12 protein-coding genes and 3 tRNA genes are annotated in these 12,340 nt (G+C 70.6%); 9 read left to right on the top strand and 6 right to left on the bottom strand.

All coding sequences use genetic code 11. The annotated features are described in order from the left end of the window. Window positions 1-452 precede the first annotated feature (452 nt). The 3 genes from ACP4J0_RS12765 (at window position 453) to ACP4J0_RS12755 (ending at window position 2,501) form a co-directional block, all read left to right on the top strand. Window positions 453-1,166 carry an ANTAR domain-containing protein gene (locus ACP4J0_RS12765; RefSeq protein WP_426598757.1) on the top strand — a complete coding sequence of 238 codons (714 nt, stop codon included), beginning with the start codon at window positions 453-455 and terminating at the stop codon, window positions 1,164-1,166. A 111-nt stretch (window positions 1,167-1,277) separates the two neighbouring features. Then, window positions 1,278-1,433, top strand: a complete 156-nt coding sequence (locus ACP4J0_RS12760) for a hypothetical protein (protein ID WP_426598756.1) — start codon at window positions 1,278-1,280, stop codon at window positions 1,431-1,433. A gap of 864 nt (window positions 1,434-2,297) precedes the next feature. Beyond that, on the top strand, window positions 2,298-2,501 hold the full coding sequence (locus ACP4J0_RS12755; RefSeq protein ID WP_426598755.1) for a hypothetical protein: 204 nt from the start codon (window positions 2,298-2,300) through the stop codon (window positions 2,499-2,501). Between the two features lie 71 nt (window positions 2,502-2,572). Here ACP4J0_RS12755 and ACP4J0_RS12750 read toward each other — a convergent pair whose 3' ends face one another. From ACP4J0_RS12750 to ACP4J0_RS12740, 3 genes are all read right to left on the bottom strand, one after another. After that, on the bottom strand, window positions 2,573-3,226 hold the full coding sequence (locus tag ACP4J0_RS12750) for a class I SAM-dependent methyltransferase (protein WP_426598754.1): 654 nt from the start codon (window positions 3,224-3,226) through the stop codon (window positions 2,573-2,575). A 73-nt stretch (window positions 3,227-3,299) separates the two neighbouring features. Beyond that, a complete protein-coding gene (locus ACP4J0_RS12745; RefSeq protein WP_426598753.1) occupies window positions 3,300-3,800 on the bottom strand; it encodes a hypothetical protein in 501 nt (166 codons plus the stop codon). Between the two features lie 251 nt (window positions 3,801-4,051). Continuing rightward, the gene (locus tag ACP4J0_RS12740; RefSeq protein WP_426598752.1) at window positions 4,052-4,390 is read right to left on the bottom strand and encodes a hypothetical protein; all 339 of its coding nucleotides are present in this window, start codon (window positions 4,388-4,390) and stop codon (window positions 4,052-4,054) included. A gap of 144 nt (window positions 4,391-4,534) precedes the next feature. Between ACP4J0_RS12740 and ACP4J0_RS12735 the strand changes: the two genes are divergently transcribed. Next, window positions 4,535-5,290 (top strand): GntR family transcriptional regulator, encoded by a 756-nt coding sequence (locus ACP4J0_RS12735; protein ID WP_426598751.1) that lies wholly within the window; start codon window positions 4,535-4,537, stop codon window positions 5,288-5,290. Between the two features lie 523 nt (window positions 5,291-5,813). Here ACP4J0_RS12735 and ACP4J0_RS12730 read toward each other — a convergent pair. The 3 genes from ACP4J0_RS12730 to ACP4J0_RS12720 all read right to left on the bottom strand — a co-directional run bounded on the left by ACP4J0_RS12730 (window position 5,814) and on the right by ACP4J0_RS12720 (window position 6,258). After that, a tRNA-Ile gene (locus ACP4J0_RS12730) sits at window positions 5,814-5,887 on the bottom strand. 220 nt (window positions 5,888-6,107) lie between these two features. Then, a tRNA-Asn gene (locus ACP4J0_RS12725) sits at window positions 6,108-6,180 on the bottom strand. A gap of 5 nt (window positions 6,181-6,185) precedes the next feature. After that, window positions 6,186-6,258 (bottom strand) — tRNA-Asn (locus ACP4J0_RS12720). Window positions 6,259-6,406: 148 nt separating this feature from the next. Between ACP4J0_RS12720 and ACP4J0_RS12715 the strand changes: the two genes are divergently transcribed. The 5 genes from ACP4J0_RS12715 (at window position 6,407) to ACP4J0_RS12695 (ending at window position 12,331) form a co-directional block, all read left to right on the top strand. After that, a complete protein-coding gene (locus ACP4J0_RS12715) occupies window positions 6,407-6,712 on the top strand; it encodes a YtxH domain-containing protein (RefSeq protein ID WP_426598750.1) in 306 nt (101 codons plus the stop codon). A gap of 76 nt (window positions 6,713-6,788) precedes the next feature. Continuing rightward, on the top strand, window positions 6,789-8,243 hold the full coding sequence (locus ACP4J0_RS12710; RefSeq protein ID WP_426598749.1) for a xylulokinase: 1,455 nt from the start codon (window positions 6,789-6,791) through the stop codon (window positions 8,241-8,243). A 126-nt stretch (window positions 8,244-8,369) separates the two neighbouring features. Further along, a complete protein-coding gene (locus ACP4J0_RS12705) occupies window positions 8,370-10,103 on the top strand; it encodes an ABC transporter ATP-binding protein (RefSeq protein WP_426598748.1) in 1,734 nt (577 codons plus the stop codon). Next, complete coding sequence (locus ACP4J0_RS12700; protein WP_426598747.1) at window positions 10,103-12,031, top strand: ABC transporter ATP-binding protein; 1,929 nt, start codon at window positions 10,103-10,105, stop codon at window positions 12,029-12,031. Before ACP4J0_RS12705 ends, ACP4J0_RS12700 begins: the two co-directional genes overlap by 1 nt. Window positions 12,032-12,067: 36 nt before the next feature. Continuing rightward, window positions 12,068-12,331: a hypothetical protein gene (locus ACP4J0_RS12695; protein WP_426598746.1), complete on the top strand. Its 264-nt coding sequence runs from the start codon at window positions 12,068-12,070 to the stop codon at window positions 12,329-12,331. The last annotated feature ends 9 nt before the right edge of the window (window positions 12,332-12,340 follow it).

The following is a 12,340-nucleotide window of genomic DNA, read 5'->3' as shown; positions in this document are numbered from 1 at the left end:
GGAGCAACCGGGATGACCGAGGAAGCCGGCCGGACGACCTCGCGGAAGGCGCCACCAGGCTGACCGCCGCCGCCTCGGCGGTCCCGACCGCCACCGTCCCCGGCCGGAACGGCATCACCCGCCATCCTCACCCGGGCCGGGCCGGCGTACCGACGCGACCGCCGCCTCGTCGGACGGCCGGCAGGCAGGGCGGGAGGGACAGGGAGGGACAGGGAGGGACAGGGAGGGAGAAAGGCCCGCCGGAGACGGCGGGCAGCGCCTTTACCCATCCCGGAGCCGGTCATTCCCCGGCCCCGGGTGTAGTCCGTCGTCCGGCGGGCAGGTGCACCCACAGCGCCGCAGGACCACCGAGGACCGGGACTCGGGCCCCGTTCGGCCCGGCGGCCGACGGGGGCTGTGTGACGTTGCGACGTCTGCAAGGACCGACCGACGAGGACGGACAAGGCGGTGACATGAGCCCAGCGGCACCACCACCTCTGGCGGGGAGGCCGGCCACCCTGGTCATCGACGGGCATGTGGAGGCGGGCCGGGCGCTGCTCGTTCCGCGGGGCGAGCTCGTCCACGGCTGCACGGTCGTCCTGGCCGAGACCCTGGCCGCGCTGCCGGCCGATGTCGAACGGGTCGACATGGACATGGGCGACGTGGTGTTCATGGACACGGCAGGCCTCCAGTTCCTGGACCTGCTGGGCGGCTACAGCCACCGGCAGTCGGTACCCGCGACGGCGACGAACTGGCGCGGCCAGCCGCTGCGGATCCTGGAACTGGCCGGCCTGGACACCACCGACCCGCTGCACGCCACGGCCCACCGGCCGGAGCCGCGGCCCGCGCCCCCCGCGGCCCCCGCCGCTCCCACCACCCCCTCCGCTGCCTCCGCTGCCTCCGCTCCCTCCGAGCGGCTGCACGTCCTGCAGGAGGAGGTGGACCAGCTGCGCCAGGCGATCGCCTCCCGCCCGGTCATCGACCAGGCGCGGGGCGTACTCATGGCGCTGCACGCGTGCACGTCGGAGGAGGCGTGGCACATCCTGCGGGAGGCCTCCCAGCTGTCCAACACCAAGCTGCGTACGGTCGCCGCGGCGGTCACCGCCGGCGCCGAGAGCAACGGCCCGCCCCCGCCGGCCGAGGTGCGCACGGCCCTGCGGACGGCCCTGGGCCGGCTCGGGCACTGAGAGCGGACGGCCGGGGGTCCAGCGGCGCCCCACCGGACCCGGCAGTGTGGTGCCACCGGCCCGGGCGGGGTACCCGGGCGGAAACCCCGTTCGACCGGAGGAGGCACCACGATGAGCGAGCAGACCCCGTCCCAGGCGGAGGGCGAACGCGACGAGCAGGACGTCCCGGACCGCCAGAGCCCGCCGCACACCACTCCCTCCCAGGCGGAGGGCGAGCGGGACGACGACGACACCACGGCCACCACCGATGACACGGGCAGCCGCTAGCCCGGCGCCCCGCAGACCCCGCAGCAGACCTCGCAGACCACACAGGGAACCCTGACCACAAGGATCAAGCCCTGCCGCACTCGGGCGTCGGCCTCGGACTCCGCGAGGCGGGGTTCCAGCCGGACGGACCTGGCCGACCTATCCGGACCTACAGGTGAAAACGTTCCTGCGCCGGAGGCTGTGGTGGGGCGGGTGTGACTCGAACCCACGGCAGACTGATTATGAGTCCACAGTTTTCACTCCGGGTTACTCCGGGAGACTCTGAGTACTCCGTAAATCCCTGGTCGCGGGAGCCGATTCCTCCGGCCCACTCCGGGGATTCCCGCCCTCTCGGGGACCTCCGCGCACGCAATACCTTGGGGCTATAGGCGAGCTGACCTGCGCTGATTCCATTGTCCCGCGCCCCCCGCTCACCACAACGGGCAGACGTGAAGCGGCCCCGGTCGACGACTTTCGTGCGACCCTCGCACCCGGGAGTGCGCCTCCTCTCCGCCTTCGTGCCAACCAGAGCCGCTCGGCACCCTGGAGGAGGCATCGACTGAACGGGAGTGATCTGCGCAGGTCGGCGAGGCCCACCACTTATTCATCTATTCGCAGGTAAGCCCATTTGCCAGACGCCGCACGAGTGACCGCCGAGGGGACGACTGGTACGGCACATCGCGCTGCACAAGGGAAAACGCGCGACACAAGGACGGAATGTGCGACACAACGTAGGGAGCGCGTCGCATCGCGTGGCCCGGAGGCACGCTCATGTGTCAATCCCCACAGGCGGCCAGGCACAGGTACCGTGCCGGTGGCCGCCGCGGGGCTTCTCAGGGCCTCCCGCGACGGCCTAACCACCGGCACGCCCGATCAGGAGAACCGATGACACTTCAGGATCCCACGCCTACCCCGACGGACGGCAACAGCGGCCTGCTCCCTGCCCTGCGAAGGATCACCCCGAACCACGCCATCGCCACGTCCGCTCTCACCGCGATCGGTACCGGCAACGTGCCGAACATCGGAAGCGTCTGGGCGCTCACAGCAATCGCAGTCACCGCGCTGCTGAGTAGCCGGCACGAACGATGACGGAGTAGGGCACTGCGAGCGACCCTGGTCGACGACGGGGAACGTCGATCCGGGGCCGCTTGGCGGCGCGGTCAGACCTGGGCTCGCACCACCATCGTGCCGATGTGCCCCGGCTCCGGGGCGTCAACGATCCACGACTCGGCCGTGTTGAACCCCGCCCGGATCAGGTACCGCTCCCATACCGCGGGCTTGTAGCTGTACCGGTAGGTGAACATCGCCTTCCCGGCGAAGCCGCCCTTGTACATGCCCTGCGGGCCGTAGGCGCCCGGGATGGCCGGCGGCTGGGAAAACACGAACACGCCGCTCGGGGCCAGGCGCTCGCGGACGAGGGGGAAGAGCCGGGACGGGTCGGTGAACCAGGCCGCGCCGAAGATGGAGTACACCGCGTCATACCGGGCGGTGTCGGTGGCGAGCCAGTCGAGGACCTCCGCCCGCTCGATCCTGACCCCGAGCGGCGCCCACCGCTCCCCGGCCAGCTGCACCATGCGCGGCGACAGGTCCACGCCGGTGGCCTTCACGCCTTGCTGCGCAAGGTGGGCCAGGGCGCGGCCGGTGCCGCAGCCGATCTCCAGCACGGACTCTGGAGCGTCAAGGAGCTCGGGGCCTGGCCCGTGGCCGGCGTACTGCGTCCAGCAGAATCTCGGCTCGGCCTCGGCGTCGAACGCGCTCTCGGCGAAGGCGTCCCAGAGTTCGGTCTCGGCGGGGATGTCGTGGGGTACAGGCACAGCGGTTCTCCTGGTCGTGGGGAGGCCCCTGCCCTCGGGTGTGCTGTGAGGGCAGGGGCCGACTGTAGCGATGTCAGTGGCTGTCGGGGACCTTGCTGTCACACGGCGAGCAGTCCGCGCCGTCGATCGCCCACAACTCATCGTCGATGGCCCAGCCCTGCGACTTCAGGAACTCGCTGGTGCGCAGGCACAGGCCGTCGGTGCGGCGCTTGATGAACGGGGCGTGGTGCTTGTACCGGCCGCCGTTGTACAGGCGGCAGATGCCCCACCAGACGGGCGTGTCGAGGATGAGCTGGTGGACGCCGATGTCGACGAGCTTGCCGACGCCGAGGTGGACGTCCGGGTTCTCGATCGACGCCATGACGTACATGACACCGTTGCCGAGGATCCGTTCGGCCATGTCGCGGACCATGGTGTGGTCGCGCAGGAGTAGAGCGACTTCGCGGTCCCACAGGCTCGTGCCGGAGTCGAAGATGTTGACGGTGAGTTCCGTGATGTGCGGGGCGACCGCGTTGAGGAGTTCCTGCGGGTCCCGGGTGCGGGTGGCTTCGGTGAGGTCTAGCGCGACGGTCACGATGTCCTCCTGGCGTGGATGGCGCCTCCGGTCGGAGGCGTCTGGCCCGCCCGCTGGTTGGGGGCGGGAGTCTGGGGGAGGCGCGCAGCCGGGCAGGGGCGGGCAGGCGTACACCTCGATGCTCAAGTCGTGGTTGCCGGATCGGCCTTGGGCACGGCCGACGGATACACCTCCGGTCACGGCGAGGGAGGCGCCGCACAGCGCGCAGGCCCACCCGGAGTACTGCGCCCAGGACAGTGCGGAGGCGGCGATCACGAGCGGCCTCCCAGTTGCCCCCACAGGCCGGTCTCGTCGGTGGTCAGTCCGGCCCTGTGGCAGAGGGAGGTGAGGATGGACCAGCCGGGGCCGTGGCTGTTGATGAGGGGCAGCGGGTCGGGGCCCTGTGCGGTGATGCGGATGCGGGCGCCGGCGGTGGAGAGGGTCATCTCGACGACGGGGGCGCCGGAGCCGAGGACGGCGGCGAACAGTTCGTCCGCGATGAGCGGGGCATCGGGGTGCTCGACGCGGCCACGGGTCCAGAGGCGGACGTGGGGCGCCTCAATGGGCTCGCCCTTGAACGCCTTCTGCCACGTGTGACCCGATTCGGGCATGACTGGACCCCGCAGACGGTGGTTATCTGTGTACGGATAGTGCTTATCTGTACTCAGATTGTCGCCGGAGTTGGCGCTGGTCAAGAGGGAGGGGAGAGTATGTGTACTCAGATTGACGCGATCACACGGAACGGTGGTACGGCAGTGGCACAGCCCGAGTACCTGCGCATCGCCGCTGAGCTGCGGCAGCGCATCGCCTCCGGCCAGCTCGCACCCGGCGATCAACTGCCGACCCTGCCCGCCCTCTGTGCTTCATATGGCGTATCCGAGACCACCATCCGCAACGCGCTCCGGCTCCTCGCCACCGAGGGCCTCATCGAGACGAGGGCCCGCGCCGGCACCCGCGTGCGGCCACGCCCGCCGATCCACCGCATGGCCGCCGACCGCTACCGGACCACGCCCGGCGCGAAGTCCACCCCGTACACCCGCGACCAGGGCATCGGCTGGTCCGAGTACCGGCTCGACAAGCGGTTCGAGCGGGTGAAGGCCGGCGCCGAGCTGGCGGCGCTGTTCGAGTGCGAGGCAGGCGAGCGGCTCCTCGCCCGGCACTTCGTGTTCCACGACAATGACCAGGCCACCCAGATGAGCACGAGCTATGTCCGCTGGTCCGACGTCGCCGGGACCCCGGTCGCCGACCCGATCAACGAGCCGTGGCCCGGCGGCACCCGTGCGCAGCTCGGCAGCCTCGGCATCCGGGTCACCGCGATCACGGAGTCGTTCACGGTGGGCATGCCGACCGAGCTGGAGTCGACCACGCTCCGAATCGGCGGCGGCGTGCCGGTCCTGCGGTACACGCGCCGGCATATTTCCGACACCGGGCGGATCGTCGAGGTTGCCCACCCGATCGTTCGCCGCGGCGACACCACCATCGTCGACTTCCGTATCGACCTCGAAGACTGAGGGGTACGCACTGCGCGCACCCCTGGCGGTGACCAGGCTTTTTGCCGCTACCGGCAAGAAGGGTCCTCAGTACTGAGAACCCCTGGACGCACGAAAACGGCCCCGCCCTCCCGAAGGAGAGCGGGGCCGCGGTCATCGGTTCCTCGACGAGGCCAAGGACATCCGCTCGGACTTGCCGGGAGGCCAAGTTGCCGCCCATCAATCTTCGTGATCTACGCCACGTCGCGGCGACGCTGATCCATGCGGGTGGAGGTGATCTCCACGCAATCAAGGAGACGCTGCGGCACGGGACGATTCAGCTAGCGTCCGACACGTACACGAGTCTCCTCCCCCAGGTCGCCCAGGAGGTGGCGAGGAACGCCGAGTCGATCGTGCCGCGCGCCCGGCGTCCGCTGCCGTCGGACACAGCCGCTCACGCATGGCTCACGCAGGACGCCGGAAACGACTGAGCGCCCCTACCGGTCTAAACCAGTCGGGGCGCCCGGACTGCTGGTAGCAACGGTTCTTCAAACGCGCGTCCAGGTGGGGCGGGTGGGACTCGAACCCACGGCCGACGGATTATGAGTCCGCTGCTCTAACCGGCTGAGCTACCGCCCCATAGCGGCGTGTCGCGTACACGTGTGCGCGCCGTCTGCCGCAGCATAGCCGCTCATACGATCTGCTGCCTCGGATGGTCGGCTACCGCGATGCCTTCATGACCTTGAGGACTCCGCAGCGTGCCGCGTGGTTCCCGTGAGGTGCCGGGAGCCTGCCGGGAGTCCCGTGGGGCATGAATCCGGACATGAAAAAGGACCCCGTGGGGTCCTCGTTCACGATGCTCCCCCGACTGGACTCGAACCAGTAACCTGCCGGTTAACAGCCGGCTGCTCTGCCAATTGAGCTACAGGGGACCGAGCTCCTCGGACTGGACTCGAACCAGTAACCTGCCGGTTAACAGCCGGCTGCTCTGCCAATTGAGCTACCGAGGATTGTCTCGTTGCATCGAACGCATCCACCTGGGTATCCGCCAGGGGGCGCGCGCTCGCTGCGACACATACATTAGCGCAAGCAGGGGGGTGCTCCGCCAATCGGTACTCCCCGGCACCACAGAGCCAGAGCAAGGGAAGGGTGGCCGCCATGCGTTACCGGCTCACGTTCGTCGTCGGACTCGCGGTGGGATACGTGCTGGGCACGAAGGCCGGACGGGAGCGTTACGAGCAGTTGCGGAAGTCCGCCCGCCAGGTCGCGCAGAACCCCGCGGTGCGCAACACCGCCGAGTCGGCGGCCCAGCAGGGCAGGCACTTCGCCGACAAGGCGTACACCGCGGTGAGCGGCAAGGTCGGGGACCGGATGCCCGACTCGGTGGCCCAGCGGGTCCATTCCCTGCGTGAACGCGGGACGAACGGCAGTGGTGCGGACGACTGGGGCACCAGCAACACCTGACGACATCCGGCGGCGGCCGGGGCTCGTGGCCCCCGCCGGGTAAGGACACCTCTCGCGGTGCGGCAGAATTTTGGGCATGGGGATAGTCGCCGGGTTGGACAGTTCGCCCGATTTCACTCGTATCGTCGTCTGCGACTCGGACACCGGCGCCGTGCTGCGCCAGGGTTACGCGCCGCATCCGCTGGAGAGCCCCGAGGGCGGGGGCCGGCCCTCAGACGTCGATCCGCAGGCCTGGCTGCTGTCCCTCGGGGAGGCCGCCGGCGGCGGACTGCTGGAGGGCGTGCAGGCCATCGGCGTGTCGGCGCAGGCGAACTCCGTCGTGCCGCTGGACGCGCAGGGCACCACCGTGCGCCCGGCCATGGTGGGCGGCGACAAGCGCTCCCAGGTGGCGGCGGCCGACCTGATCGACGCGCTCGGCGGGCGCGAGGCGTGGGCGCAGGCCGTGGGCTGCGTCCCGCAGGCCGCGCAGGCGGTGACCAAGCTGCGCTGGCTGGCGCGGAACGAGCCGGAGGCCGCCGCGCGGACCGCCGTACTGCTCCAGGCCCACGACTGGCTGGTGTGGCAGCTGCTCGGGCGGCCGGTCCGGCGGACCACCGACCGGGGCGGGGCGTCCGGGACCGGCTACTGGTCGGCGGCGAGCGGCGGTTACCGGCCCGATCTGGTCGAGCTGGCGCTCGGGCACCAGGTGATGCTGCCGGAGGTGATCGGTCCGGCCGAGGCGGCCGGTACGACGCCGGAGGGGCTGCTGATCTCCGCCGGGACCGGCGAGACGATGGCCGCCGCCTTCGGGCTGGGGATCGGACTGGGCGACGCGGTGGTGTCGCTGGGCGCGTCCGGGTCGGTGATGGCCGTGCACACCGAGGCGCTCGTCGACCAGTCCGGCATGATCACCTCGCTGGCGGACGCCACCGGCATGCACCTGCCGGTCGTCACCACCCTGAACGCCGTACGGACCCTGCGCGGCGCCGCCGAGCTGCTCGGCGTGCCGGACCTGGAGAGCCTGTCCGAGCTGGCGATGAAGTCGACGCCGGGCGCGCACGGGCTGGTGCTGCTCCCCTACCTGGAGGGCGAGCGCACACCGAACCTGCCGCACACCGCCGGCACGCTGGCCGGCCTGCGGCGCGAGTCGATGAGGCCGGAGCATCTGGCGCGGGCCGCGTTCGAGGGCATGCTGTGCGGTCTTGCCGACGCCCTCGACGTGCTGCGCGCCCGGGGCGTCGACGTACGGCGGGTGTTCCTGCTGGGCGCGGCGGCCGAGCTGCCGGCCGTGCAGGCGGCGGCGCCCGCGCTGTTCGGGACGCGGGTCGTCGTGCCGCAGCCGGCGGACTACGCGGCGATCGGCGCGGCCCGGCAGGCGGCCTGGGCGCTGGGCGTGTCCCAGGGCACGCTGGATCCGCGCACTCCCCCCGTCTGGCAGGGCGCGGTCGCGCAGGTGCTGGATCCGGGCGAGGAACTGGCGGTGGGACAGGCCGTGCGCCAGCAGTTCGTGTCGGTGCGGGAGCAGACGCATCCGGGCGCGCTGCACGCGTGAGGCCGCCCATAAGGCCGGAAGTAGCGCGCTGTTGGGTTAATCGGTTGGGGTAACGCGGGGGGAGTGTCCGACGATGGGGGCCACGGGCAACCAACTGCCCCTGTCGTCGACCCCGAGAGATCCAGCGTGCTCATACGACTCCTGCGGACCTACCTCAAGCCCTACAGAAAACCCATCGCCCTGCTGGTGGCCCTGCAGTTCCTGCAGACCTGCGCCTCCCTCTACCTGCCGACCCTGAACGCGGACATCATCGACAACGGTGTCGTGCGGGGCGACTCCGGTTACATCCTGAGCTTCGGCGCCCTGATGATCGGCATCTCGCTGGCCCAGGTGGTGTGCAACGTCGGCGCCGTCTACTACGGTGCGCGGACCGCGGCGGCGCTCGGCCGGGACCTGCGCGGTGCCGTCTTCGACCGGGTGCAGTCCTTCTCGGCCCGCGAGGTCGGCGGCTTCGGCGCGCCCTCGCTGATCACCCGGACGACCAACGACGTGCAGCAGGTCCAGATGCTGGCCCTGATGACGTTCACGCTGATGGTGTCGGCGCCCATCATGTGCGTCGGCGGCGTCGTGATGGCGCTCGGCCTGGACGTGCCGCTGTCCGGGGTTCTGGTCGCGGTCGTGCCGGTGCTGGCGATCTGCGTGACGCTGATCGTGCGGCGGCTGCGGCCGCTGTTCCGGGCCATGCAGGAGCGGCTGGACACGGTGAACCGGGTGCTGCGCGAGCAGATCACCGGCAACCGCGTCATCCGGGCCTTCGTGCGGGACGAGTACGAGCAGCAGCGCTTCCGGAAGGCCAACGCCGACCTCACCGACGTGGCGCTGGGCACCGGCAACCTGCTCGCGCTGATGTTCCCCGTGGTCATGACGGTGGTGAACGTGTCGTCGGTCGCGGTGGTGTGGTTCGGGGCCCACCGGATCGAGAGCGGCGGGATGCAGATCGGTGATCTGACCGCGTTCCTCGCCTACCTGATGCAGATCGTCATGGCCGTGATGATGGCCACGTTCATGTTCATGATGGTGCCGCGCGCGGAGGTGTGCGCCGAGCGCATCCAGGAGGTCCTGGAGACCGAGAGCAGTGTGGTGCCGCCGGTGGCGCCGGTCACCGAGCTGCGCCGGCACGGGCATCTGGAGGTCCGCGGGGCCGGTTTCCGCTACCCCGGTGCCGAGGAGCCGGTGCTCCGGAACATCGGCCTGACGGCCCGGCCGGGTGAGACGACCGCCGTCATCGGCTCGACCGGCAGCGGCAAGTCCACCCTGCTCGGGCTGGTCCCCCGGCTTTTCGACGCCACGGAGGGCGAGGTACTGGTCGACGGGGTGGACGTACGGACCCTCGACCCGAAGGTGCTGGCCCGGACCGTGGGGCTGGTGCCGCAGAAGCCGTACCTCTTCGCGGGCACGGTCGCGACCAACCTGCGCTACGGCAATCCGGACGCCACGGACGAGGAACTGTGGCACGCGCTGGAGGTGGCGCAGGCCAGGGAGTTCGTCTCCGGGCTGGAGGGCGGGCTGGACGCGCCGGTCTCGCAGGGCGGCACCAACGTGTCCGGCGGCCAGCGGCAGCGGCTCGCCATCGCCCGGACCCTCGTGCAGCGCCCGGAGATCTACCTCTTCGACGACTCCTTCTCCGCCCTCGACTACGCCACCGACGCCGCGCTCCGCGCCGCGCTGGGCCGGGAGACGGCCGAGGCGACCGTGGTGATCGTGGCGCAGCGGGTGGCGACCATCCGGGACGCGGACCGGATCACCGTGCTGGACGAGGGGCGGGTGGTCGGCGTGGGCCGGCACCACGAGCTGATGGCGGACAACGAGACCTACCGGGAGATCGTGCTCTCCCAGCTGACGGAAGCGGAGGCTGCCTGATGGCCGGGCCTGCGGGTCGCATGATGGCCGGGGGCGGCCCCGACCAGCGTTCGATGGACTTCAAGGGGTCGGGCAAGCGGCTCCTCGCCCGGTTCCGGCCGGAGCGGGTGATCCTGTACACGCTGCTGGCGTGTGTGGTCGTCAGCGTCGGCCTCAGTGTGGTCGGGCCGAAGATCCTCGGCGCGGCCACCGACCTGGTCTTCGCGGGGATCGTCGGGCGGGACATGCCGTCCGGGGCCACGAAGGAGCAGGTGCTGGAGTCCATGCGGGAGCGCGGTGACGGCAAGGTCGCCGACATGCTCCGCAGTACGGACTTCACGCCGGGGCAGGGCATCGACTTCGGTGCGGTGGGCGAGGTGCTGCTGCTGGCGCTGGCGGTGTTCGGCGCCGCCGGGCTGCTGATGGCGGTGGCCACCCGGCTGGTGAACCGCGCGGTCAACCGGACCATGTTCCGGATGCGGGAGGACGTGCAGACGAAGCTGTCCCGGCTGCCGCTGTCGTACTTCGACACGCGGCAGCGCGGCGAGGTGCTGAGCCGGGCGACGAACGACATCGACAACATCGGGCAGACGCTCCAGCAGTCGATGGGCCAGCTGATCAACTCGCTGCTGACCATCATCGGCGTGCTGGCGATGATGTTCTGGGTCTCCTGGATCCTGGCGCTGGTGGCGCTGGTGACCGTGCCGCTGTCGTTCGTGGTGGCCACGCGGGTGGGCAAGCGGTCGCAGCCGCAGTTCGTGCAGCAGTGGCGCTCGACGGGCGCGCTGAACGCGCACATCGAGGAGATGTACACCGGGCACGCCCTGGTGAAGGTGTTCGGGCGGCAGGAGGAGTCGGCGCGGCAGTTCGCCGAGCAGAACGACGCGCTGTACGAGGCCGGGTTCAAGGCGCAGTTCAACAGCGGGATCATGCAGCCGCTGATGATGTTCGTGTCCAACCTGAACTACGTGCTCGTCGCGGTGGTCGGCGGTCTGCGGGTCGCCTCGGGTTCCCTGTCCATCGGTGACGTGCAGGCCTTCATCCAGTACTCCCGGCAGTTCTCGATGCCGCTGACGCAGGTCGCGTCGATGGCGAACCTGGTGCAGTCGGGCGTGGCGTCGGCGGAGCGGGTCTTCGAGCTGCTGGACGCCGAAGAGCAGTCCGCGGACCCGATCCCGGGCGCCCGGCCGGAGGACCTGCGCGGGCGGGTGGAGCTGGAGCACGTCTCGTTCCGCTACGACCCGCTCAAGCCGCTGATCGAGGACCTGTCGCTGAAGGTGGAGCCGGGCCACACCGTCGCCATCGTCGGCCCCACGGGTGCCGGCAAGACCACCCTCGTCAACCTGCTGATGCGGTTCTACGAGGTCTCCGGCGGCCGGATCACCCTGGACGGCGTGGACATCGCCACGATGTCCCGGGACGAGCTGCGCTCCGGCATCGGCATGGTCCTCCAGGACACCTGGCTGTTCGGCGGCACCATCGCGGAGAACATCGCGTACGGGGCGTCGCGGGAGGTCACGCGCGGGGAGATCGAGGAGGCGGCGCGGGCCGCGCACGCCGACCGGTTCGTGCGGACGCTGCCCGACGGCTACGACACGGTGATCGACGACGAGGGCACGGGGGTGAGCGCGGGAGAGAAGCAGCTGATCACGATCGCGCGGGCGTTCCTGTCCGACCCGGTGATCCTGGTCCTGGACGAGGCGACATCGTCCGTGGACACCCGTACCGAGGTGCTGATCCAGAAGGCGATGGCCAAGCTGGCGCACGGGCGGACGTCCTTCGTCATCGCGCACCGGCTGTCGACGATCCGCGACGCCGACGTGATCTTGGTGATGGAGAATGGGTCCATCATCGAGCAGGGCACGCACAGCGAACTGCTGGCGGCCGAGGGCGGGTACGCCCGCCTGTACGCGGCTCAGTTCGCGCAGGCGGTCGCCGAGGTCGACTGACCGCGCGGCCACGGACACGAGGGGGAACGGGACACGATGGCGCACGAGGACGGGAACCCGGGACAGGGCCCCGGGCAGCCGGAGGCGGACGCGGCACCGGCCGGAGCCGGCGCCGGCGCCGGACGCCGGTCGGACACGGCGCTGGGGCTGTGGCTGCCGATCGGGGTCGCCCTGGGCGTCAGCCTCGGGCAGCTCAGCGGCAACCTGGGCGCGGGCGTCGCACTCGGGATCGGGTGCGGCGTGGCGATCGGCGCCGGCATCGACGCCAGGAAGCGGCGGGAGGCGGGCCCGGAAGCCTGACCGTCCCGC

The sequence above is a fragment of the Streptomyces sp. WG7 genome, assembly GCF_049975785.1.
Taxonomy (GTDB): Bacteria; Actinomycetota; Actinomycetes; order Streptomycetales; family Streptomycetaceae; genus Streptomyces.
This window is presented reverse-complemented; position numbering and strand designations above follow the sequence as displayed.